General features: G+C 70.7%; 20 protein-coding genes. 12 read left to right on the top strand and 8 right to left on the bottom strand.

All coding sequences use genetic code 11. The features are described 5' to 3' along the window. Positions 1 to 59: 59 nt before the first annotated feature. The 5 genes from pheS to thrS form a co-directional block, all read right to left on the bottom strand. Positions 60 to 1,055 carry a phenylalanine--tRNA ligase subunit alpha gene (gene pheS, locus EIM48_RS14145; RefSeq protein WP_125111931.1) on the bottom strand — a complete coding sequence of 332 codons (996 nt, stop codon included), beginning with the start codon at positions 1,053 to 1,055 and terminating at the stop codon, positions 60 to 62. A gap of 109 nt (positions 1,056 to 1,164) precedes the next feature. Beyond that, the gene (rplT, locus tag EIM48_RS14140) at positions 1,165 to 1,524 is read right to left on the bottom strand and encodes a 50S ribosomal protein L20 (RefSeq protein ID WP_019397548.1); all 360 of its coding nucleotides are present in this window, start codon (positions 1,522 to 1,524) and stop codon (positions 1,165 to 1,167) included. A 13-nt stretch (positions 1,525 to 1,537) separates the two neighbouring features. After that, positions 1,538 to 1,735 (bottom strand): 50S ribosomal protein L35, encoded by a 198-nt coding sequence (rpmI, locus tag EIM48_RS14135; RefSeq protein WP_010342861.1) that lies wholly within the window; start codon positions 1,733 to 1,735, stop codon positions 1,538 to 1,540. Between the two features lie 417 nt (positions 1,736 to 2,152). After that, entirely contained in the window at positions 2,153 to 2,674 is a 522-nt protein-coding gene (gene infC / locus EIM48_RS14130; RefSeq protein ID WP_125111930.1) for a translation initiation factor IF-3, read from the bottom strand. Between the two features lie 61 nt (positions 2,675 to 2,735). Then, positions 2,736 to 4,640 carry a threonine--tRNA ligase gene (gene thrS / locus EIM48_RS14125; protein ID WP_028915316.1) on the bottom strand — a complete coding sequence of 635 codons (1,905 nt, stop codon included), beginning with the start codon at positions 4,638 to 4,640 and terminating at the stop codon, positions 2,736 to 2,738. A 364-nt stretch (positions 4,641 to 5,004) separates the two neighbouring features. On the opposite strand from thrS, the gene EIM48_RS14120 reads away from it, so the two are divergent. Then, positions 5,005 to 6,039: a LacI family DNA-binding transcriptional regulator gene (locus tag EIM48_RS14120; RefSeq protein ID WP_125111929.1), complete on the top strand. Its 1,035-nt coding sequence runs from the start codon at positions 5,005 to 5,007 to the stop codon at positions 6,037 to 6,039. 40 nt (positions 6,040 to 6,079) lie between these two features. Here EIM48_RS14120 and EIM48_RS14115 read toward each other — a convergent pair whose 3' ends face one another. Continuing rightward, the gene (locus EIM48_RS14115; RefSeq protein ID WP_125111928.1) at positions 6,080 to 7,735 is read right to left on the bottom strand and encodes an alpha-amylase family glycosyl hydrolase; all 1,656 of its coding nucleotides are present in this window, start codon (positions 7,733 to 7,735) and stop codon (positions 6,080 to 6,082) included. Then, on the bottom strand, positions 7,732 to 9,210 hold the full coding sequence (locus EIM48_RS14110; protein ID WP_125111944.1) for an MFS transporter: 1,479 nt from the start codon (positions 9,208 to 9,210) through the stop codon (positions 7,732 to 7,734). The genes EIM48_RS14115 and EIM48_RS14110 overlap by 4 nt, the downstream gene beginning before the upstream one ends. A gap of 208 nt (positions 9,211 to 9,418) precedes the next feature. On the opposite strand from EIM48_RS14110, the gene pulA reads away from it, so the two are divergent. The 9 genes from pulA to EIM48_RS14065 all read left to right on the top strand — a co-directional run bounded on the left by pulA (position 9,419) and on the right by EIM48_RS14065 (position 20,498). Beyond that, positions 9,419 to 12,184, top strand: coding sequence for a pullulanase-type alpha-1,6-glucosidase (gene pulA, locus EIM48_RS14105; protein WP_233581702.1), 2,766 nt, complete (start codon positions 9,419 to 9,421; stop codon positions 12,182 to 12,184). A gap of 6 nt (positions 12,185 to 12,190) precedes the next feature. After that, the gene (locus tag EIM48_RS14100; RefSeq protein ID WP_125111927.1) at positions 12,191 to 14,257 is read left to right on the top strand and encodes a glycoside hydrolase family 97 protein; all 2,067 of its coding nucleotides are present in this window, start codon (positions 12,191 to 12,193) and stop codon (positions 14,255 to 14,257) included. Between the two features lie 198 nt (positions 14,258 to 14,455). Next, a complete protein-coding gene (locus EIM48_RS14095) occupies positions 14,456 to 16,069 on the top strand; it encodes an alpha-glucosidase family protein (RefSeq protein ID WP_125111926.1) in 1,614 nt (537 codons plus the stop codon). A 198-nt stretch (positions 16,070 to 16,267) separates the two neighbouring features. Continuing rightward, a complete protein-coding gene (locus EIM48_RS14090) occupies positions 16,268 to 17,392 on the top strand; it encodes a DUF3182 family protein (RefSeq protein WP_233581701.1) in 1,125 nt (374 codons plus the stop codon). Next, positions 17,376 to 18,182 carry an alpha/beta fold hydrolase gene (locus EIM48_RS14085; protein WP_019397558.1) on the top strand — a complete coding sequence of 269 codons (807 nt, stop codon included), beginning with the start codon at positions 17,376 to 17,378 and terminating at the stop codon, positions 18,180 to 18,182. Before EIM48_RS14090 ends, EIM48_RS14085 begins: the two co-directional genes overlap by 17 nt. Positions 18,183 to 18,330: 148 nt before the next feature. After that, complete coding sequence (locus EIM48_RS14080; RefSeq protein ID WP_019397559.1) at positions 18,331 to 18,762, top strand: HU family DNA-binding protein; 432 nt, start codon at positions 18,331 to 18,333, stop codon at positions 18,760 to 18,762. A 112-nt stretch (positions 18,763 to 18,874) separates the two neighbouring features. Further along, the gene (locus EIM48_RS14075; protein WP_028915322.1) at positions 18,875 to 19,447 is read left to right on the top strand and encodes a M23 family metallopeptidase; all 573 of its coding nucleotides are present in this window, start codon (positions 18,875 to 18,877) and stop codon (positions 19,445 to 19,447) included. 90 nt (positions 19,448 to 19,537) lie between these two features. Next, complete coding sequence (locus EIM48_RS14070) at positions 19,538 to 19,843, top strand: DUF3861 family protein (RefSeq protein WP_028915323.1); 306 nt, start codon at positions 19,538 to 19,540, stop codon at positions 19,841 to 19,843. Positions 19,844 to 19,925: 82 nt separating this feature from the next. After that, a complete protein-coding gene (locus EIM48_RS14065) occupies positions 19,926 to 20,498 on the top strand; it encodes a DUF1439 domain-containing protein (protein ID WP_164544141.1) in 573 nt (190 codons plus the stop codon). 7 nt (positions 20,499 to 20,505) lie between these two features. Here EIM48_RS14065 and EIM48_RS14060 read toward each other — a convergent pair whose 3' ends face one another. Then, positions 20,506 to 20,973 carry an SET domain-containing protein-lysine N-methyltransferase gene (locus EIM48_RS14060; protein ID WP_125111925.1) on the bottom strand — a complete coding sequence of 156 codons (468 nt, stop codon included), beginning with the start codon at positions 20,971 to 20,973 and terminating at the stop codon, positions 20,506 to 20,508. A 341-nt stretch (positions 20,974 to 21,314) separates the two neighbouring features. Between EIM48_RS14060 and EIM48_RS14055 the strand changes: the two genes are divergently transcribed. Both EIM48_RS14055 and sufB read left to right on the top strand, forming a co-directional pair. Further along, on the top strand, positions 21,315 to 21,773 hold the full coding sequence (locus tag EIM48_RS14055) for an SUF system Fe-S cluster assembly regulator (protein WP_028915325.1): 459 nt from the start codon (positions 21,315 to 21,317) through the stop codon (positions 21,771 to 21,773). A 17-nt stretch (positions 21,774 to 21,790) separates the two neighbouring features. Beyond that, positions 21,791 to 23,266, top strand: a complete 1,476-nt coding sequence (gene sufB, locus EIM48_RS14050) for a Fe-S cluster assembly protein SufB (RefSeq protein WP_019397565.1) — start codon at positions 21,791 to 21,793, stop codon at positions 23,264 to 23,266. Positions 23,267 to 23,307 lie beyond the last annotated feature (41 nt).

The raw sequence follows: 23,307 nt of genomic DNA, 5'->3' as shown, positions 1-23,307 counted from the left end.
GGCCGGCTGGCCGTACACGCTCTTCCGGATCACCAGTTGCCAATCACCAGTCACGGCCCTCAGGCGAACTGCCTGAGGAACCGCACATCGTTCTCGAAGAAGGCGCGCAGGTCGTTGACGCCGTAGCGCAGCATCGCGAAGCGCTCCACGCCCAGGCCGAAGGCGAAGCCGGTGTAGCGCTCCGGATCGATGCCGCAGTTGCGCAGCACGTTCGGGTGGACCATGCCGCAACCGAGCACCTCCAGCCAGCGCACGCTGCCGTCCGGCTGTTGCCAGGCGATGTCGACCTCCGCGCCCGGCTCCACGAACGGGAAGTAGCTCGGGCGGAAGCGCATCTGGAAGTCGCGCTCGAAGAAGGCGCGCACGAACTCGGAGAGCGTGCCCTTGAGGTCGGCGAAGGTCGAGGTCTCGTCGACCAGCAGGCCCTCGACCTGGTGGAACATCGGCGAATGGGTCTGGTCGGAGTCGGAACGGTACACCTTGCCGGCGGCGATCATGCGCAACGGCGGGCGGTGGTCGCCCATGTAGCGCACCTGCACGCCCGAGGTATGGGTGCGCAGCAGGTGGCCGTCGCCGAAGTAGAAGGTGTCGTGCATGGCGCGCGCCGGGTGGTGCGGCGGGAAGTTCAGCGCCTCGAAGTTGTGCCAGTCGTCCTCGATCTCCGGACCGTCGGCCAGTTCGTAGCCGAGGTTGCCGAAGATGGTGGCGATCCGCTCCAGGGTGCGGGAGATCGGGTGGATCCCGCCGCGCTGGGCCAGCCGGCCCGGCAGGGTCACGTCCACCGCCTCGCCGGCCAGGCGCGCGTCGAGCGTGGCCTCCTCCAGCAGCGCGCGGCGCGCCGACAGCGCGGTCGAGACTTCGTCGCGTACGCGGTTGATCGCCTCGCCGGCGGCCTTGCGCTGCTCCGGCGGCAACGCGCCGAGCTGCTTGAGCTGGGCGGTGATGGCGCCCTGCTTGCCCAGCAGGCCCACGCGCAGCGCCTCCAGCGCCTCGGGAGTCTGCGCCGCGGCGATGTCGGCCAGCGCCTGCGCCGCCAGGGTTTGGATATCGCTCATGGAAAACGGGCCCTCGGAAAAACAAATGGGGAAGGACTTGCGCCCTTCCCCATGCATGCATGCGGTGACCGGCGCCAGGCCCGCGGACGGGCCCGGTGCGGTTCGCAACTTATGCCGCCAGAGCGCTCTTCGCCTTCTCCGCCAGCGCGGTAAACCCGGCCGCGTCGTGCACGGCGATGTCCGCCAGCACCTTGCGGTCCAGGGTGATGCCGGCCTTCAGCAGGCCGTTGATGAAGCGGCTGTAGCTCAGGCCGTTGGCGCGGGCAGCCGCGTTGATGCGGGTGATCCACAGCGAACGGAAGTTGCGCTTCTTCTGCTTGCGGCCGATGTAGGCGTACTGCTGCGCCTTGATGACCGCCTGCTTGGCGACGCGGAAGACCTTGCGGCGGGCGTTGTAGTAACCCTTGGCCTGGCTCAGGACCTTCTTGTGACGGCGGCGCGCCTGCACGCCACGCTTGACTCGTGCCATTGTTCAGTCCTCCTCAGAGATACGGCAGCATGCGGTCCAGGCGGCCGGCATCCTCGGCGCGGACGTGGTTCGTCTGCCGCAGGTTGCGCTTCCGCTTGGTGGCCTTCTTGGTGAGGATGTGGCTACGGTTGGCGTGGCCGGCCTTGTACTTGCCGGAGGCGGTCTTGCGGAAACGCTTGGCCGCCGCCCGGTTGGTCTTGATCTTGGGCATTGCGAATGTCCTTGATGGGAACTGTCACTGGCACGGGCGGCGGGTTGCCCCGCGCTTTCCATCCTTGCCCATACCGGTCGGTAAGTCGCTGAGTCCCCAGGGGAAACCGCGACGGGTCCTGTAGCTGTTGCCAGCCCTCCGGAAAACCGGAGCCGCGCATTATGCCCCGGCTGGCTTTCCTTTTGCAAATCAGCGGGTTTCGCCGGGCGGGCGCAAGAGCCGTGCGCAGGCCAACGGAAGGCCGGCGGCACCGCCCGGGCAGGCCGCCGGCTTGCTTCCGGCCAGCACAGGCCCGGCCAACCGGAGCACGATGGGGCCGCCGGCGTGGCAACGCCAGGACCGGATACGGCGAAGGGCGCCATGGGGCGCCCTTCGCCGGGGTCGGCCACCGGGCCGGACCCCCTGCCGCGTCGCGGCTTACTTCTTCTTCGGCGCGATCATCATGACCATCTGCCGGCCTTCCAGGCGCGGCCGCGACTCGATCACGATGTCCTCGCCCAGGTCGGCCTCGATCCGGGCGGCCATCTGCCGGCCCAGCTCCTGGTGGCTCATCTCGCGCCCGCGGAAGCGGATGTTGACCTTGACCTTGTCGCCATCCTCCAGGAAGCGGCGCATGTTGCGCAGCTTGATCTGGTAGTCGCCCTCGTCGGTGACCGGGCGGAACTTCACTTCCTTGATCTCGACCTGCTTGGACTTCTTCTTGGCCTCGCTGGCCCGCTTCTGCTGTTCGAACTTGAACTTGCCGAAGTCCATGATCTTGCAGACCGGCGGATCCGCGTTGGGCTGGATCTCGACCAGGTCCAGGCCCTCCTCTTCGGCAAGGCGCAGGGCCTCGTCGCGCGAAAGGACGCCGATCATTTCGCCATCGGACCCGATCACGCGCACGCGCGGGACACGGATCTCGTGGTTCTTCCGGTTTTGCTTCTCGGGGGTGCTGATATTCCAGTCTCCGGGGGTGGTCTAGGCCACGTGCCGGCGCGGGGCCGGCACGCATCTGTTTTTACGCCAGCTGCTGCGAACGCAAGGTATCGGCAAAGGCGGACACGGACATTGTGCCCAAATCTTCGCCGGTACGCGTGCGCACCGCCACGGCGCCGTTCTCCTTCTCGCGGTCGCCGACCACCAGCAGGTACGGCACGCGCTGCAGCGTGTGCTCGCGGATCTTAAAGCCGATCTTTTCGTTCCGCAAATCGGCCTCGACCCGGAAGCCTTGATTTGTAAGGCTTTTCCTAACCTCGTTCACGTATTCAGCCTGGGCGTCGGTGATGTTCATCACCACCGCCTGGACCGGCGCCAGCCAGGCCGGGAAGGCGCCGGCATGGTGCTCGATCAGGATGCCGATGAAGCGCTCCATCGAGCCGACGATGGCGCGGTGGAGCATGACCGGGTGCCGGCGCTGGCTGTGCTCGTCCACGTACTCGGCGCCCAGGCGCACCGGCATCATGAAGTCCACCTGCACCGTGCCCAGCTGCCAGGTGCGGCCCAGGGCGTCCTTCAGGTGGTACTCGATCTTCGGGCCGTAGAACGCGCCCTCGCCCGGCAGCTCCTGCCACTCCACGCCGGAGGCGCGCAGGGCCGAGCGCAGGGCCTCCTCGGCCTTGTCCCAGGTGGCGTCGTCGCCCAGGCGGTTGTCCGGGCGCAGGGCGATCTTGACCTGGATGTCGTCGAAGCCGAAGTCGCCGTAGACCTTCAGCGCCTGCTGGTGGAAGGCGCGGACCTCGGACTCGATCTGCTCCTCGGTGCAGAAGATGTGGCCGTCGTCCTGGGTGAAGCCGCGCACGCGCAGGATGCCGTGCAGCGCGCCGGAGGGCTCGTTGCGGTGGCAGGAGCCGAACTCGCCGTAGCGGATCGGCAGGTCGCGGTAGCTGTGCAGGCCCTGGTTGAAGATCTGCACGTGGCCGGGGCAGTTCATCGGCTTCACCGCGTAGGTCCGCTTCTCGGACTCGGTGAAGAACATGTTGTCCTGGTAGTTGTCCCAGTGGCCGGACTTCTTCCACAGGGTCACGTCCAGGATCTGCGGGCAGCGCACCTCGCCGTAGCCGGTCTCGCGGTAGACGCGGCGCATGTACTGCTCGACCACCTGCCACACCGCCCAGCCCTTGGGGTGCCAGAACACCAGGCCCGGGGCCTCTTCCTGCAGGTGGAACAGGTCCTGCTGCTTGCCGATGCGGCGGTGGTCGCGCTTCTCGGCCTCCTCCATGCGCTGGATGTAGGCCTTCAGCTGCTTCTCGTCGGCCCAGGCGGTGCCGTAGATGCGCTGCAGCTGCTCGTTCTTCGAGTCGCCGCGCCAGTACGCGCCGGAGATGCGGGTCAGCTTGAAGGCCTTCAGGAAGCGGGTGTTGGGCACGTGCGGGCCGCGGCACATGTCCACGTATTCCTGGTGGTAGTACAGGCCCATGTGGGTCACTTCCGGGCCCATGTCCTCGATCAGGCGCAGCTTGTAGTCCTCGCCGCGGGCCTTGAACACCTCGATGACCTCCTCGCGCGGGGTCATCTTCTTGATGACGTCGTAGTCCTGGGCGATCAGCTCGCGCATGCGCTGCTCGATCGCGGCCAGGTCCTCGGGGGTGAACGGGCGCTCGGAATAGATGTCGTAGTAGAACCCTTCCGCGATCACCGGGCCGATCACCATCTTCACGTCCGGGTACAGCTGCTTGACCGCGTGGCCGACCAGGTGGGCGCAGGAGTGGCGGATGATCTCCACGCCCTCCTCGTCCTTGGGGGTGATGATGCGCAGGGTGGCGTCGTGGTCGATGACGTCGCAGGCGTCGACCAGCTTGCCGTCGACCTGGCCGGCGACCGTGGCCTTGGCCAGGCCGGCGCCGATCGACTGCGCGACCTGCATGACGGTGACGGGACCTTCGAACTGGCGCTGGCTGCCGTCGGGGAGGGTGATGGTGATCATTGGGGAAGAAGCCGTGATTGGTGATTGGTGATTCGTGATTGGGATGGCATCGGGACCGGGGCCAGGGCGGCCGCTTCGAATCCCCAACTACGAATCACCAATCACGAACCGCAAAAAAAGCGCCACCAGGCGCCTGCAGACGTGGCAGCCTGGGGGGCGGTCAGCGGTAGGCGGTGGTAGTGCTCATGTCGCACGCTCGGCCGGCGTCTTCCGCGGGCCACCTTGTCCTGGGGCGCGCCGGCACCGTGCCGGCGGCGAGGCCCCCGATTCTAGCGCAGCCGGGCGGACGGACGTAGTGGCGGGCCCCGTGGCATCATGTCCCGCCGTTGCAGCACCGTTCCGGGCTCGGAGGAGCCGGTTTCGCATGACCATCCGGGGCAAGGCCACGTCCCTCGACATCGCCTACCTGGCCGGGGTATCCCAGCCGACCGTCTCGCGCGCCCTGCGCGGGCACCCGTCGGTCAACCCCGAGACCCGGCGCCGGATCCTGGCCATTGCCCGCGAGCTCAACTACAAGGTCGACAAGAACGCCTCCAACCTGCGCGCCCAGCAGTCCGGGACCCTGGCCCTGCTGTTCTTCGAGGACCCGACCCCGGACGACTCGCTGATCAACCCGTTCTTCCACTCCATGCTCGGGTCGATCACCCGGGCCTGCGCGCGGCGCGGCTACGACCTGCTGGTCTCCTTCCAGCAGCTGTCGACCAACTGGCACGCGGACTTCGCCGACAGCCACAAGGCCGACGGCATCATCCTGCTGGGCTACGGCGACTACCTGGAATCGCAGTCGCGGCTGCAGCAGCTGGTCGAACAGGGCACCCACTTCGTGCGCTGGGGCGCGGCCCTGCCCGGGGAGCCGGGGGTGTCGATCGGCTGCGACAACTTCCAGGGCGGGCACGACATCACCGCCCACCTGCTGGAACGCGGCTGCCGCCGGATCGCCTTCCTCGGCCACGCCTCCGAGCACTACCCCGAGTTCCGCGAGCGCTGGCGCGGGTACCAGGCTGCGCTACGCGAGGCCGGGATCGAGCCGGAACCGGAGCTGCAGGCCGATGCCATCACCACCGAGCAGTCCGGCTACCAGGCCGCGCGCGCCCTGCTGGACGCCGGCCAGTCCTTCGACGGCGTGTTCGGGGCCAGCGACCTGATCGCCCTGGGCGCGATGAAGGCCCTGCGCGAGGACGGACTGGCCATGCCCGAGGACGTGGCGGTGGTCGGCTTCGACGACATCGCCATGGCCAGCTTCGCCCAGCCGCCGCTGTCGACCGTGCAGCAGGACACCAAGCAGGCCGGCGAAGTACTGGTGGACAGCCTGATCCGGCTGATCCAGCGCGAACCGGTGGAGAGCCAGCGGCTGCCGGTGCGGCTGGTGCTGCGCGAGTCCAGCCGGCGGCCCGGCTGAGCACCGCCGCAGGGCGCCCGGCAACCGGCGCCCCTGCTGCTTACTGCCGCGGCGTGGCCTTCAGCGCGGCCTGGCGCAGGTCGGCGCGGGTCACCGGGCCGTCGTACAGGAACACGCGCACGCCGTGCGCCGGCACCTCGACCCGGAGCTTGCGCCCGACACTGACCTCCTGGCCGCTGAAGCCGTCGCGCCAGCGCCCGGGCTGGAGCATGCGGGTGACCGTCGCCGTGCGCGGACGGTCGCCCTTGTTGAGCAGGACCAAGGCGGTCTGGGCCTGGCCGGCGTCCTCGTAGACCCGGTAGAACACCGCGCTGTCGCCCTGCAGTTCGACGTTCAGCTGCACCCCGCGCTGCAGCGCCGGCGAGGCCTTGCGCAGGTTGGCGATGCGCCGCAGGCTGGCGTGGATCGGGTGCGCGGGGGCGGCCTGGATGTTCTCCACGCCGTAGTAGGCGCGGTTGCCGCCGTGCTCGCCCTGGCCGCGCATGAACCCGGTCTCCGAGCCGTAGTAGACCACCGGGATGCCGCGTGCGGTGAACAGCCAGTTGTGCGCGTCGATGAAGCCCTCGTCGCTGGCGTCCATGCGCGGCATGTCGTGGTTGTCGTAGAAGGTGGCCAGCTCGTACGGGTTGGCGTACGGGCCGTCCTCCAGGTACAGCGCTTCGGCCAAGCGTTCGAACCCGGCGCTGGCCTGGCGCGAGAACACCTCGTCCATGGCCTTCTTCATCGGGAAGTCGAGCACGCTCACCCCGCCGTTCTCCGGGCGGGTGAACTGGGCGATGTTGGCCGCCTCGTAGTCGAACGATTCGCCGAACATGAACATGCCCGGGTGGCGCTCGCGGATGCGGTCGGTGAAGGCCTTCCAGAACGCCAGCGGCTGGTGGCGGATGGTGTCGATGCGCAGCGCATCCACGCCCTGGCCGATCCACTGCAGGTAGGCGCCAACCAGGTAGTCCATCACCGCCGGGTTGTCGGCATTGAGGTCGGCCAGCTGGGCCAGGTCGGGCTTGTCGTTGTAGAAGGCGTGCAGCGGGTTGCCGGCCGGATCGAGGCGCTCCGGCGGCAGGTTCTGGTGGTCGGCCACCAGGCGCCCTTCCGCGTCGAAGATCTGGCCGTACTGCGGCTGCGGCACCGGCATGGTCCAGCCCGGCGAACCGTGGTTGGCGACGATGTCCAGCACGGTCTTCAGGCCATGGCCGCGCAGGCCGGCGGTCAGGCCGGCGAAGTCCAGGCCCTCGCTGGGCAGGTGCTCGTCCAGGCGGTAGAAATTGACGCCCCAGTAGCCGTGGAAGCCGGTCTTGCCCTGGTCGGTGAGGAAGCCGTCGCAGGTGATCGGGTCGCCGCCGGTGAAGGCCTGGTCCGGGTTGTCCACGATCGGCGTGATCCACACCGCGGTGAAACCCATGTCGGCGATGTAGCCGGCGTTGTCCAGCAGGCCGCGGAAGTCGCCGCCCAGGTAGCCGACGTTGCCGACCACGCCGTCGCAGGGCTCCAGCGGCCGGTCGAAGGTGTGGTGCTCGCCGCCCTGGTCGCGGTGGTCGTTGGCCGGGTCGCCATTGACGAAGCGATCGGTCATCACGAAGTACACCGCCTCGCTGGCGAACGGTTCGCGGGTGCCGTAGATGGACTGGGCGAAGGCCGACGCGGCGGCGATCGCCAGGGCCGTGCCCAGCAGGGCCTTGCGCAGGAAGCGATTCATGCGCGCGCCTCCGCGGTGCGCGGCACCGCCAGCACGCAGGCCGCGGCCAGCACCAGGCTGGCGCCACCCAGGGCCAGGGCCCACAGCGGCTGGCCGCCGAACAGCGCACGCAGCAGGAAGCCCAGCAGGCTGGCCGCGACCAGCTGCGGGATCACGATGAAGAAATTGAAGATGCCCATGTAAACGCCCATCTTGGCCGCCGGCAGGCTGTCGGACAGCATCGCGTACGGCAGGGAAAGGATCGAGGCCCAGGCGAAGCCCACGCCGACCATCGACAGCAGCAGCCACTGCGGATCGCGCACCCACAGGAAGGACAGCAGGCCCAGCGCGCCCAGGCACAGGTTGAGCACGTGGGTGCCGCGCAGGCCGATGCGTGCGGCCAGCCATGGGATGGCGATGGCCGCCACCGCGGCGAAGCCGTTGTAGGCGGCGAACAGCACGCCGACCCAGTTGGCGCCTTCGTTGTAGGCGGCCGAGGTCGGGTCGTTGCTGCCGAAGTGGGTGCCGGCCACCGCCGCGGTGGTGTAGATCCACATCGCGAACAGGGCGAACCAGGAGAAGAACTGGACCACGGCCAGGCGGCGCATGGTGCGCGGCATGGCGCGCAGGTCGGCGGCGATGGCCGGCAGCATGCTCCCGGCCGGCAGCACCCGCGCCACCAGCAGCAGCACGCCGTAGGCCGCGGCCATGCCGGCCAGCACGTAGAGCATGCGGTCCCAGCCGTTGGCCGCGATCAGCGCCGCCAGGCCCAGGCCGGCCACCAGCCAGGCCAGCGCCGGCAGCGGGCCGGGCACGGAGGCCATGACAGGGGCCGGCTCCGGCGACTCGGCCTGTTCGAAGCGGGCCAGGTCCTCCGGCGGGTACTCGCGGGTGCGCAGCACGGTCCAGCCGATCGCGCCCAGCAGCACCACGCCGCCGACGTAGAACGCGTAGCGCACGGTGTCCGGCACTTCGCCCGGAGCCGCGGTATTGGCCAGTCCGGCCTTGGCCAGCAGCCACGGCAGCAGGCTGGCGATGATCGCGCCGGCGCCGATGAAGAAGCTCTGCATCGCATAGCCGCTGGCGCGCTGCTCCTGCGGCAGCTGGTCGCCGACGAAGGCGCGGAACGGCTCCATCGAGATGTTGATCGAGGCGTCGAGGATCCACAGCATGCCGGCGGCGATCCACAGCGCCGGGGAGTGCGGCATGAAGAACAGGGCCAGGGTCGCCAGCACCGCGCCGGCGAGGAAGTACGGGCGGCGCCGGCCCAGCGGGGTCCAGGTGCGGTCGGAGAGATAGCCCACCACCGGCTGCACCAGCAGGCCGGTCAGCGGTGCGGCGATCCACAGCCCCGGCACCTGCTCCATGTCCGCGCCCAGGGTCTGGAAGATGCGGCTGACGTTGGCGTTCTGCAGGGCAAACCCGAACTGGATGCCCAGGAAGCCGAAGCACATGTTCCAGATCTGCCAGAACGACAGGCGTGGTTTGCGTTCAATCACGCTGTATCCCCCCTCCGGGAACCGTTGCGTCGCGATCCGCCGGCCGGCGGTACCGGGGCATGGTAGGCGGCGGCCGTACGCGGCGGACAGCGCATGCATACGTATTCATCGGCATGCGCGCCCATGCTGCACTGCACCCGTGGAATAGTGCGGCCCCTCGCGCCGCGGCCGGCTGCCGTGGACGCGGAGCGTTCTGGGAGGGGCGATGCTACGAAGCCTGCGGCGGCGCACCGTGCGCGCCATGTTCCATGCCTTTGGCGCGGCCGGCGGCTGTGCCCTGCTGCTTGCCGCCCTGCCCGCGCATGCGGCGGCGCTGCCCATCGCAGCCTGCGACGCCGGCGAGGCCGTGGTCCTCGCCGCCGAGGCCGGCACCGTTCCCGACGCACGCGCGATCTGGCTGGACCGGCGCACCCTGCGCTGGCCCGGCGCCCCGGACCCTGGCCGTTACCGCCTCTACCACGGCAAGGTGCTGCCGCAGGCCATCCCCGGCCAGCGCGTGCGCGGCGCCGAGGGCCAGGTAGCGCTGGCCGGCGCCACCGTGGCGGAAACGGTCGCACGGCGCTTCCGCCATGTCGCCCCCGGCGCCACCCTGGCCCTGGACCTGGACGACCAGGCCCTGCGCGCGCTTTACCGCCAGGCCCTGCTGCTGGTGCGCGAGGACCCGCGCGGCCGCGTGCTGGACGCCACCCGGATCCAGCTGCCCGGCGCACTGGACGACCTGTATGCCGCCGCGGTCGATGCGCCGATGCCCGGCGCGCACCCCGCGCCGGACGGCACCCGCTTCAGCGTATGGGCACCGACCGCGCGCGAGGTCTCGCTGTGCCTGTACCCCGGCGACCATGCCGCGGCCACCCGCCGCGTGGCCGTCGCGGCCGATCCGGCCACCGGCATGTGGACCGCGCGCCTGCCGCAGGACCTGCGCGGCGCTTATTACACCTGGCTGGTGGACGTGTACGTGCCGGGCACCGGCCTGGTGCGCAACCGCGTCACCGATCCGTACTCGGCCAGCCTCGGCACCGATTCGCGCCGCAGCTACGTGGCCGACCTGGACGACCCGGCGCTCAAGCCCGACGGCTGGGACCAGGCCCCGCGCCCGCCCGCGCTGCAGGCGCAGGTGGACATGTCGGTGTACGAACTGCACGTGCGCGACTTCTCCATCGGTGATGCCACCGTGCCGGAACCGCTGCGCGGCCGCTACCTGGCGTTCACCGCCGCCGGCAGCGCCGGCATGGCCCACCTGCGCGCCCTCGCCCGGGCCGGCCTGACCGACGTGCACCTGCTGCCGGTGTACGACTTCGCCTCCGTGCCCGAAGCCGGCTGCACCACCCCGCAGGTGCCCGATGCACCGGCGGACAGCCCGCTGCAGCAGGCCGCGGTGATGGCCGAAGCCGCGCGCGACTGCTTCAACTGGGGCTACGACCCGTTCCACTTCAATGCGCCCGAGGGCAGCTACGCCACCGATCCGTCCGACGGCGCGGTGCGCATCCGCGAGTTCCGGGCCATGGTCATGGCCCTGCACGCCCTGGGCCTGCGCGTGGGCATGGACGTGGTCTACAACCACACCTATGCCGCCGGCCAGGACCCCGGCTCGGTGCTGGACCGCATCGTGCCCGGCTACTACCACCGCCTCGACGCCAGCGGCACGGTGGAGACCAGTACCTGCTGCAGCAACACCGCCACCGAGCACGCGATGATGGCGCGGCTGATGATCGACTCGGCCGGGCTGTGGGTGCGGCACTACCGGATCGACTCGTTCCGCTTCGACCTGATGGGCCACCAGCCGCGCGCGGCGATGGAAGCCCTGCAGCGCCGGGTCGACGCCGTCGCCGGCCGCCACGTGCCGCTGATCGGCGAGGGCTGGAACTTCGGCGAGGTGGCCGATGGCGCCCGCTTCGTCCAGGCCTCGCAGCTGTCCCTGGGCGGCAGCGGCATCGGCACCTTCAGCGACCGCGCGCGCGATGCCCTGCGCGGCGGCGGCCCGGGCGACAGCGGCCGCGACAAGCTGGCGCGCCAGGGCTGGCTCAACGGCCTCGGCTACGCGCCGAACGAGGCCACTGCCGGCGACGACCCGGCGGCCAGCCGCGCCGCCTTGCTGCGCGCAGCCGACCTGGTCCGTGCCGGCCTGGCCGGCACCCTGCGTGACTACGTGCTGGATACCGTCGACGGCCCCCGCCCGCTGCACGAGGTGGACTACAACGGCCAGCCGGCCGGCTATGCCCACGCACCGGGCGAGGTGGTCAACTACGTCGAGAACCACGACAACGAGACCCTCTACGACCTCAACGCCTACCGCCTGCCCGCCGGCACGCCGGCCAGCGAGCGGGCGCGGGTGCAGGTGCTGGGCATGGCCACCACCGCGCTCAGCCAGGGCGTGGCCTACTTCCACGCCGGCATCGACCTGCTGCGCTCCAAGTCCATGGACCGCAACAGCTACGACTCCGGCGACTGGTTCAACCGCATCGACTGGAGCGGCGGGGACAATTTCTTCGGCAGCGGCCTGCCGCCGGCCAGCGGCAACGAAACCGACTGGCCGTGGATCGCGCCGCGCCTGGCCGATCCCTCCATCCGCCCGGCCCCGGAAGACATCGCCTTCGCCCGCGCCGCCCTGCGCGAGCTGCTGGCAATCCGCGCCAGCTCCAGCCTGTTCCGGCTGCGCACCGCCGAAGAGGTCGCGCGCCGGCTCAGCTTCCCCAATAGCGGCCCGGGCCAGAACCCGCTGGTGGTCGCCGGCCTGCTCGACGGCCGCGGCCATCCGGGCGCCGGCTTCGCCGGCATCCTCTACCTGCTCAATGCCTCGCCGCAGGCGCAGGTACTGGAACTGCCGGAGCTGCGCGGCCAGCGCTGGCGCCTGCATCCGCTGCAGCGCGGCCCGCACGCCGCCGATCCACGCGTGCGCGAAGCACGCCACGAACCCGCGCGCGGCCGCTTCACCGTGCCGCCGCGCACCGTCCTCGTCTACGTCCTGGAGTAAGCCCCCATGCCCGCACGACGTCTCCCGTGCCGCCCCCGCGCCCTGCTCGCCCTGCTGCTCCTTGCAGCAGCCGCCCTGCCCCTCCACGCCCGCGACCTGGCACGGATCGAGTCCCCCGGCCAGGTGCTGGCGGTGACCATCGAAGCCCAGCACGAGGACCGCCTGGCCTACCGCGTCGAACGCCGTGGCAAGCCCGTGATCGCCTCCTCGCGCCTGGGCTTCCTGCTTGGCGACGGCCGCCTGGAGCGCAACCTGGAGCTGATCGACCACTCCAGCCGCAGCTTCGACGAGACCTGGGAGCAGCCCTGGGGCGAGCGCCGCCTGACCCGCAACCGCTACAACGAGCTGCGCGCGCGCTTCGCCGAGCGTCCGGCCGAGCCGGGCCAGCCGCCACGGCGGATCGACGTGGTGTTCCGCGTCTACGACGACGGCGTCGGTTTCCGCTACGAGTTCCCGGCCGAGCCGGGACCGCGCCAGGTGCGCATCCGCCAGGAGCTGACCGAGTTCGCCCTGGCCGATGCGGACAACACCACCGCCTGGTGGATCCCCGCGTTCGAATGGAATCGCGAGGAATACCTGTACTCGCGCACCCCGCTGCGCGAGATCGGCACCGCGCAGACGCCGCTGACCCTGCGCACCGGCGACGGGCTGCACGTCTCCATCCACGAGGCGGCGCTGGTCGACTACGCCGGCATGAACCTGGCCCGTGGCGACGGCAACGTGCTGCGCGCCGCGCTGACCCCGTCCAGCGAGGGTGGCGCGGTGAACCGCACCACCCCGTTCGCCACCCCGTGGCGCACGATCCAGATCGGCGAGCGTGCCGGTGACCTGGTCGAGTCCAGCCTGATCCTCAACCTCAACGAGCCCAACGCCATCGGCGACGTCAGCTGGTTCAAGCCGGCCAAGTACGTGGGCGTGTGGTGGTCGCTGCACCTGGAGAAGGAGACCTGGGGCACCGGCCCCAGGCACGGCGCGACCACCGCCAATACCCGCCGCTACATCGACTTCGCCGCGAAGAACGGCTTCCGCGGCGTGCTGGTGGAAGGCTGGAACCCGGGCTGGGACGGCAACTGGTTCGCCAACGGCTGGGGCTTCGACTTCACCCGCTCCACCCCGGACTTCGACCTGCCGAAACTGGCCAAGTATGCCGCCGGCAAGGGCGTGCACCTGATCGGCCACCACGAAACCGCCTGCGCGGTCAGCCATTACGAACGCCAGCTGGAGGCGGCCTTCGACCTGTACGCGCGCAACGGCGTGGACGTGGTCAAGACCGGCTACGTCTGCGACGCCGGTGACATCCAGCGCCAGGACCAGCCTGGCGGCCCGGTGGTGCGCGAGTGGCACGAGGGCCAGTGGATGAGCAACCACCACCTGCGCGTGGTCCAGGCCGCGGCGGAGCGGAAGATCGCGGTCAACGCCCACGAGCCGATCAAGGACACCGGCCTGCGCCGCACGTACCCGAACTGGGTCTCGCGCGAGGGTGCGCGCGGCATGGAATTCGCCGCCTGGGCCGATCCGCCGAACCCGCCGGAGCACGAGGCCACCCTGGTGTTCACCCGCATGCTGGCCGGGCCGATGGACTTCACCCCGGGCATCGTCAGCCTGGTCGGCCGCAACGGCCAGAAGCTGCGCAGCACCCTGGCCAAGCAGCTGGCGCTGTACGTGGTCCTGTACAGCCCGATCCAGATGGTCGCCGACCTGCCCGAGCACTACGCCAGGCAGCCGCAGGCGCTGAAGTTCATCCGCGACGTGGCGGTGGACTGGGAGGAAAGCCGCATGGTCGACGGTTCGGTCGGCGAGTACGCGGTGCTGGCACGCAAGGCGCGCGGCGGCGGGGAGTGGTTCCTCGGCGCGGTCGGCGACGACACCCCGCGCGTGCTGCAGGCGCCACTGTCCTTCCTCGATGCCGGCCGCCGCTATCGCGCCGAGATCTATCGCGACGGCGACGGCGCGGACTGGGAGCACAAGCCCTTCGCCTTCGTCCACGAAACCCGCGAAGTCGGCGCCGGCGACGTGCTGGAGCTGCGCCTGGGCCGCGGCGGTGGCCAGGCCGTGCGGTTCGTGCCGCTGTAAGGCGCTCCCGATGAATACGTATGCGCCCCCGCTCGGCCGCGAGGGGGCGCCACTACCATAGCCGCGGCCAATGGAAGCGCGCCGGGCAAGCCCTGCCGCGACCGGAACCGCCGGTGGCCCGGGCAAGGGATTGCCCACCCCGGCCCTCCATCCCCGCCGCGCCCGTCGGTGCGGCTTCCCATCCGTAATGGTTCCCGTATGTCCGATACCCAGTGGTGGCGCGGCGCCGTCATCTACCAGATCTACCCCCGCAGCTTCCTCGACACCAACGGCGACGGCATCGGCGACCTCCCGGGCATCACCGAGCGGCTGGACTACGTGGCCTCGCTGGGCGTGGACGCGATCTGGATCTCGCCGTTCTTCAAGTCGCCGATGGCCGACTACGGCTACGACATCGCCGACTACCGCGACGTCGACCCGCTGTTCGGCACCCTGGACGACTTCGACCGCCTGCTGGCCAAGGCCCACCGCCTGGGCCTGAAGGTGATGATCGACCAGGTGCTGAGCCATACCTCCGACCAGCACCCCTGGTTCCTGGAAAGCCGGCAGAGCCGCGACAATCCCAAGTCCGACTGGTACGTGTGGGCCGATGCCAGGGAAGACGGCACCCCGCCCAACAACTGGATGTCGATCTTCGGCGGCGTGGCCTGGCGCTGGGAGCCGCGCCGCTGCCAGTACTACCTGCACAACTTCCTGTCCTCGCAGCCGGACCTGAACTTCCACAACCCGGAAGTTCGCCAGGCCACGCTGGACAACGTGCGCTTCTGGCTGGACCGCGGCGTCGACGGCTTCCGCCTGGACGCGATCAACTTCTGCTTCCACGACGCGCAGCTGCGCGACAACCCGCCCAAGCCGGCGGACAAGCGCGTGGGCCGCGGCTTCAGCCCGGACAACCCGTACGCGTTCCAGTACCACTACTACAACAACACCCGCCCGGAGAACATCGGCTTCCTCGAGGAGCTGCGCCGGCTGATGGACCAGTACCCCGGCGCGGTGACCCTGGGCGAGATCTCCTCGGAGGACTCGCTGGCCACCACCGCCGAGTACACCTCTGGCAAGCGCCTGGACATGGGCTACAGCTTCGAGCTGCTAGTGGACGACTTCAGCGCCGGCTACATCCGCGGCACGGTCGAGCGCCTGGAAGCGGCAATGACCGAGGGCTGGCCGTGCTGGGCGGTGTCCAACCACGACGTGCGCCGCGCGGTCACCCGCTGGGGCGGCGCCGAAGCCCCGCCGCAGCTGGCGCGCATGCTGGCAGCGATGGTCTGCTCGCTGCGCGGCTCGGTCTGCATCTACCAGGGCGAGGAACTGGGCCTGCCCGAGGCCGACGTCCCGTTCGAGGCCCTGCGCGACCCCTACGGCATCACCTTCTGGCCGACCTTCAAGGGCCGCGACGGCTGCCGCACGCCGATGCCGTGGAAGGACGCGCCCGACGCCGGTTTCAGCCCGGTGCAGCCATGGCTGCCGGTGCCGGACGAGCACCGCGCCCTGGCGGTGGAGCGCCAGGAAGCCGACCCGGATTCGGTGCTGCACGCGTTCCGCGCCTTCATGCGCTGGCGCAAGCAGCAGCCGGCCCTGGTGCGCGGCTCGATCCGCTTCCTGGACACCGCCGAGCCGGTGCTGGCGTTCGTGCGCGAGCACGAGGGCCAGCGCATGCTGGCCGCGTTCAACCTTTCCGCCAACGCCGCCACGCTGTCGCTGCCGGACGGCCAGTGGCAGCCGCAGGCCATCCCCGGCTACGCCGCGGTCGGCATCGATGGCGGCCAGGCCACGCTGCCGGCATGGGGCGTGTTGTTCGCACTCGCTGGCTGATCCCTCCCTCAGCCGCGGTCGGGCCGGGGCATCAACGATGCCCCGGCTTTTTTGTGCCCGTGGTCCAGCGCCGGAAACGGACACAGGCACGCTTCACGACCCCGCGCACGCGCCGTGGCAGCGGGGCGGCGATCCTTCGCGCCCGTTTCACCGCGAAGGCCGCAGCTTGCCTGCGTCCTTCCGCGGAGAGCCAGCGGCATGCCTTCCCCCACGAACCGGTGCCGTCGCGCGGTGGTCACGGTGTGCGCGGGCGGGCAGCCGCGCAGCGACCACGAACGCGCCTCGCAGGCCTGGGTGGCGCGGCGCCTGGCCGAACTGGCCGGCTGGGAGTACGCCGGCGAGTACGACCCCGCGCATCCGCCGGCGCTGCGCCCCTACTTCGTGCCCGACGACACCCTTACCGCCGCCCAGGCGGCTCGGCTGGGCATCGCTGGCGAGGACGACCTGTTCGGCGGGGTGGTCCCGCACGCCTTCATCGCCAGCAAGGTGATCACCCACGGCCTGCCGCGCGAGTGCGCCTCGGCCCCCGAGGGCTGGCGCGCGGAGCTGGGTGAGCGCCTGCGCCCGGTGGTACTGGACGGCTTCAGCGCCTTCTGCCCGCACTCGGCCGGCAGCGCCGGGCGCGAGCTGCTGGCGCGCGGCGGCGCGATCCGGCTGAAGCCGGCCCAGGCCCGCGGCGGCCAGGGGCAGCAGCGGGTCGAGCACCCCGACCACCTGGAACAGGCGGTGGCCGCGCTCGACCTGCTGCAGCTGCAGCAGCACGGCATGGTGCTGGAGCAGGACCTGGTCGAGGCGACCACCTGCAGCGTGGGCCAGGTCCGCATCGCCGGCCTGGTCCTGTCCTACCTGGGCACCCAGCAGCAGGCCCCGGACCGCGAGGGCCTTGAGGTCTACACCGGCTCGCGCCTGCAGGTGGTCACCGGCGGCTACGAGGCGCTGGAGGCCGTGGCCGGCGACGCATTCCAGCGCGAGGCCCTGGACTGCGCGCGCCGCTACGACGCCGCGGTGGCGGAGGTGCACCCGGGCTTCTACGCCTCGCGCCGCAACTACGACGTCATCGCCGGGCGCGACGCCCGCGGCCGCTGGCGCTGCGGCGTGCTGGAGCAGTCCTGGCGCCTGGGCGGGGCCTCGCCGGCGGAAGTCGTGGCGCTGGACGCGTTCCTGTCCGGGCGCGTGCCGCGCGGCGCGCTCACCGCCTCCTGCCACGAGAGCCACGACCTGGCCCACCGCCCGCCGCCGCATGCGCAGGTCCACTTCCACGATCCGTTCGCAAGACGTGGACCGGTGCTGAAGTACGCTGTGGTCCATGGAAATCCGCCTTGACCCGGTCGACATCAGGGTCGACGACGAGGTCGTCCGCGGCACCGTGCTGTCGCCGCCGCCCGCGCTTCCCGGCGTGCTGTTCGTGCACGGCTGGGGCGGCAGCCAGGACCACGACCTCGGCCGCGCCCGCCGCATCGCCGGCATCGGCTGCGTCTGCCTGACCTTCGACCTGCGCGGCCACGAGGAAACCGCGGCGCAGTGGGAAACGGTCAGCCGCCCGCAGAACCTGGCCGACCTGGTCGCCGCCTACGACTGGTTCGCCGCGCGCCCGGACGTGGACGCGTCGGCCATCGCCGTGGTCGGCATCAGCTACGGCGGCTACCTGTCGACCCTGCTGACCGGGCTGCGCCCGGTGCGCTGGCTGGCCCTGCGCTCGCCGGCGATCTACAAGGACGAGGGCTGGGAACTGCCCAAGCGCCAGCTGCACGCCGACCCCGACCTGCCCGCGTTCCGCCGCCGCCGCGTACCCTGGCAGGAAAACCGCGCCCTGCGCGCCTGCCACGACTTCCAGGGCGACGTGCTGCTGGTGGAGGCCGAGCACGACCAGACCGTGCCGCACATGGTCGGTGAGAACTACGCCGCCGCGTTCTCCAGCGCCCGCTCCCTGACCAAGCGCCGCATCGCCGGCGCGGACCACGCCTTTTCCGGCAAGCCCGAGCAGCAGGCCTATACCGAGGTCCTGGCCGGCTGGCTGGGGGAAATGGTGCGTGCGGCGCGCGAGCGCGAGGCCGGGCAGAAGGTCGCCGAGCGCAAGCAGGCCCGCCGCGCGGGGGCGCCGGCAGGGGGCTGACCCGCCCCGGGGCGCTCCGTCCGTCCGCCAGGCGGCATTTTTTGCCGCTTTTCCGCGCTTTTCCTCTTGGCGACGCCCCGCGCATCGCCTACATTCGCCGTGCCGATGCTCTCGGCCCACCATCCAATACGTACGGAACAGGAAATTTATGGCGAAGACCACCAAGAAGCCGGCCGCCAAGAAGGCCGCGACCAAAGCGGCGAAGACGACCGCAGTGAAGAAGGCTGCTGCTCCGAAGAAGGCTGCCGCTGCTCCGAAGAAGGCCGCCCCGCTGAAGGAAGTCCTGGGCAAGTCCGCCCTGATCAAGCACCTGTCCGAAACCAGCGGCGTCGTCGCCAAGGACGTCAAGGCCGTGCTGGCCGCCGTCGAGGATGCGGTCTCCGGCGCGATCAGCAAGAAGGGCGTCGGCAGCTTCACCCTGCCGGGCCTGTTCAAGGTCACCGCGGTCAAGGTCCCGGCCAAGCCGCGCCGCAAGGGCATCAATCCGTTCACCAAGGAAGAGCAGTGGTTCGCCGCCAAGCCGGCTTCGGTCAAGGTCAAGGTGCGCCCGCTGAAGAAGCTCAAGGACGCTGCCGCCTGATCGGCGCGACGGGCTTACCAGCTTCTTCCGACGGGGTGGCCGCAAGGCCGCCCCGTTTTCGTTGGCGCCGGCCTTGCCATTGCGGGCACGCGCGCCGGGCCATGCTCGGCGCATGGGATCGCACCGCCCCACCCGCGCCCGGCGCCTGGCCGGCCTTGCCTGGACCCTGCTCTGGCTGGCCGTGCTGGGCCTGGCGCTGGCCTGGGCCTGGCAGCACCCGGCGGTGCAGCGCGCGCGGCTGGCCCTTGAACTGGCGCGCGAACCGGCGCCACAGGCGCTGCCGGTCCCGGTGCAGGGCGTGGCCGCCGGCAGCATCGCTCCGACCTGGGGCGCGCCGCGCGGCACCGGCCGCCGCCACGAAGGCGCGGACATCTTCGCCCCGCGCGGCACGCCGGTGGCCAGCACCACCCGCGGCATCGTCACCGCGGTGCGCGAGCGCGGCCTTGGCGGGCGCCAGGTCTGGGTGCGCGGGCCCGGCAACGAATCCCACTACTACGCCCACCTCGAGGACTGGGCGCCGGGCCTGGCACCCGGCGACCTGGTCGAGGCCGGCACCGTGCTGGGCAGCGTCGGCGACAGCGGCAACGCGCGCGGCACCCCGCCGCACCTGCACTACGGGATCTACGGCCGCGGCGGGGCGGTCGACCCGCTGCCGCGGCTGCGCGCGGGGCAAGCGCCGCGCTGAGGCGGTGGAACGGTCCATCGTGGCCAGGGGCCTCGTTCCCGGGTGGCGGCAGGCCTATCGTGGCCACACCCCTTTCAGGACCCCGCAACAATGGCTTCATCCCCACAGCGCTACCGCATCACCGTGACCCCGGTGGAGAACGGCGGACTGCCGTGCCAGGGGCGCTGCGCGATCGAGTTCGAGCAGCCCTGCTGCGACGACTGGATGCGCGTGATCGAGTCCAACCAGCGCCTCCCCGGCCTCAGCGCCGACGAACGCACCGCCCTGGTGATCGGCGCCCGCCTGCTCGACGGCATCGTCCGCCGCCACCCGGCGGTGGCCGATGGCCTGCTCGACGGCCTGCCCGCGCCGCTGTCGCGCCTGCTGGCGCGACTGGATCCGCGCGAGGAGAGCTGAGCGTCGCGCCGGCGGTGCGCTGCTAACGACCGGTTCACCGCGCCGCGCCAGGATGGTGCTTCCGATCCGCGAGGAATCCGCGATGCGCCTGTCCCGCCCTCTTCCCGTCCTGCTGGCCGCGCTGCTGGCCTTGCCGCCGGCGCTGGCCGCGCCCCGTTTCGAGGGCCGCCAGGTCAGCGTGCAGGCGGCCGACGCCCAGGCCTTCCTCCAGGGCCGGTTCCCGCAACGGCACAGCGCCCTCGGCGGCCTGCTCGAACTGACCGTGTCCAACCCGCGCCTGGAACTGCCGCCGGGCACGCGCATGCGCCTGGGCCTGGACCTGGCCGCGGCCACTGCCGGCGGCACCCCCACGCCGGTCGGCCGGGTGCAGCTGAGCAGCGCGTTGCGCTACGACCCGGCGCGCAAGGCGTTCTTCCTGGAGCAGCCGGCGATCGAGGACTTCCGCCCCGCGCAGGCCGGCCTGGCCCTGGACGAGGGCACCCGCGGCCTGCTCAACGCCTGGCTGGCCGACTACGCGCGCAGCGAGCCGGTGTACCGCATCGAGCCGCCGCTGGCGGCCCTGCTGGGCGGGGTGCAGGTGGAAGCGGCCGGCGTGCGCGACGGCCAGCTCTACGTGCTGCTGGACCGCGACCCGGCGCTGCCGGCGTCGGAGTGACCCCGCCTCAGCGCTTGGGCTGGAGCATGGTCCCGGTGCACTTGGGCGAGCCGCAGCGGCAGGCCCAGATCTTCTTCAGCCGCGGCGTATGCCGCTCGGCCAGGGTGATGCCGTAGTTGTAGGTCAGCTCCTCGCCGGGGCGGATGTCGCGGATCGCCTCGATGAAGATGCGGTCCTTGCTGCGGTCGTCGCCCTCGTGCTCGACCACCACGGCCTCGCAGTTCGGGTCGCAGCTGTGGTTGATCCAGCGCGCGTCGTTGCCCTTGTGGTTGGCGTCGATCACGTAGTCGTCGTTGAGCGTGAACAGGAAGGTGTGCCCGCTCTCGACGTCGCCGGCGCTGTCGGCGTCGACCTCGGCGTGGGTCCGGCGCAGGCCCTTGTACTCGATGATGCGCTCGCCCTTGCGGATGGGCTCCACCGCGAACACGCCATTGCCGTGGATGGGGGACTTGCGGGCGACGATTTTGCAGGGCATGGACGTTCCGGGGCGGCGACTGGAACGCGATTCTCGCCCATGCCGCCGCGCATCCCAAGCCCGCCCACCCGCATACCCGTCCGATGATGCCGGACATCGCCGTGCGCGCCATGGACGGGCAGGACCGCCGCGCGATCTACCGCTACCTCCGCAGCCCCGGCGCGGCCGGCGTGCCGGCCCCCGATGCACTGCCGCCGGGGAAGGCGCCGCCCCCGCCCTACCTGGGACCGGGCCTGCGCCAGGCGCCGACAACCCGCGCTGAAGCGTTCCACCCGTGCCGGCTTGGCCTCGGGGCGGGCGAAAGCGTACAATTTCGGTACGTTTTCACCCGACCCTCTGCCATGCTCCGCGTCACCAAGCTGACTGATTACGCCACGGTCGTCCTGACCGTCATGGCCTCCCGTCCCGGCGAGGTGCTCAGTGCGGCCGAGCTGGCCGAGCACTCCGGCCTGGAACAACCCACCGTCAGCAAGCTGCTCAAGCCGCTGGCCCAGGCCGGACTGGTCGAGGGCCTGCGCGGCGTTCGCGGCGGCTACCGCCTCGCCCGCGACGCCGACCGCATCACCCTGATCGAGATCGTCGAGGCGATGGAAGGCCCGCTGGCGATGACCGAGTGCAGCCAGGCCGGCAGCAACCAGTGCGGCATCGCCCACCAGTGCGGCGTGCGCTCCAACTGGCGCCTGATCAACGACGTGGTCGCCGATGCCCTGCGCGGCGTGACCCTGGCGCAGATGCTGCGCCCGCTTCCTCCCCCCTCCACCGCCACCCGCCGGCAGATCGCCGTGCAGGTAGCCAGCTGAATTCCCCAGGCAGCCCCATGGCCACCGACATGCAGACCCCCACCGCCGAAGCCGCGCCGCAGAACGCCGAGATCCTCGAGCGCCTGGGCCGTCGCTACGACGCCGGCTTCGTCACCCCGATCGAGTCCGATTCCCTGCCCCCGGGCCTGGACGAGGACGTCATCCGCCAGCTCTCGGCCAAGAAGGAGGAGCCGGACTGGATGACCGAATGGCGCCTTGAGGCCTACCGCCGCTGGCTGCAGATGCCCATGCCCAACTGGGCCAAGCTGCAGATCGCGCCGATCGACTTCCAGTCCATCAGCTACTACTCCGCGCCCAAGGGTCCGAAGTACAAGTCGCTGGACGAGGTGCCGCCGGAGCTGATCGAGACCTACGACAAGCTCGGCGTGCCGCTGCACGAGCGCGCCAAGCTGGCCGGCGTGGCCGTGGACGCGGTGTTCGACTCGGTCTCCGTGGGCACCACCTTCCGCAAGGAGCTGGCCGAGAAGGGCATCATCTTCTGCTCGATGTCCGAGGCCATCCGCGAGCATCCGGACCTGGTGCGCAAGTACCTGGGCAGCGTGGTGCCGCACGGCGACAACTACTTCGCCGCGCTCAACTCGGCGGTGTTCTCCGACGGCAGCTTCGTGTTCATCCCGAAGGGCGTGCGCTGCCCGATGGAGCTGTCCACCTACTTCCGGATCAACGCCGGCCACACCGGCCAGTTCGAGCGCACCCTGATCGTGGCCGAGGAAGGCGCCTACGTCTCCTACCTGGAGGGCTGCACCGCGCCGATGCGCGACGAAAACCAGCTGCACGCGGCGGTGGTCGAGCTGGTCGCGCTGGACGACGCGGAGATCAAGTACTCGACCGTGCAGAACTGGTACCCGGGCGACGAGGAAGGCCGCGGCGGCATCTACAACTTCGTGACCAAGCGCGCCGAATGCCGCGGCGCGCGCAGCAAGGTGACCTGGACCCAGGTGGAGACCGGCTCGGCCATCACCTGGAAGTACCCGTCCTGCGTGCTGCTGGGCGACGACTCGGTGGGCGAGTTCCACTCCGTGGCCCTGACCCACCACCGCCAGCAGGCCGACACCGGCACCAAGATGGTCCACGTCGGCAAGCGCACCAAGTCCAAGATCGTGTCCAAGGGCATCAGCGCCGGCCGCGGCCAGAACACCTACCGCGGCCTGGTGAAGGTCGACCGCAACGCCGACGGCGCGCGCAACTACACCCAGTGCGACAGCCTGCTGATCGGCAAGCAGTGCGGTGCCCACACCTTCCCCTACATCGAGGTGAGGAATCCCGGCGCCACGGTCGAGCACGAGGCCACCACCTCCAAGATCAGCGAGGACCAGCTGTTCTACTGCCGCAGCCGCGGCATCTCCGAGGAGGACGCGGTCTCGCTGATCGTCGACGGCTTCTGCAAGCAGGTCTTCCGCGAGCTGCCCATGGAGTTCGCGGTGGAGGCCAAGAAGCTGCTGGAAGTCTCGCTCGAAGGCAGCGTCGGCTGAGGCCGCCGCTTCCGGGGGTCGATCCGGGGAGCCGGGGACCG

This window comes from Pseudoxanthomonas sp. SGNA-20, from assembly GCF_003931635.1.
Taxonomy (GTDB): domain Bacteria; phylum Pseudomonadota; class Gammaproteobacteria; order Xanthomonadales; family Xanthomonadaceae; genus Pseudoxanthomonas.
The sequence above is the reverse complement of the archived record's forward strand: the minus strand, read 5'-3'. Positions and strand labels throughout refer to the sequence as shown.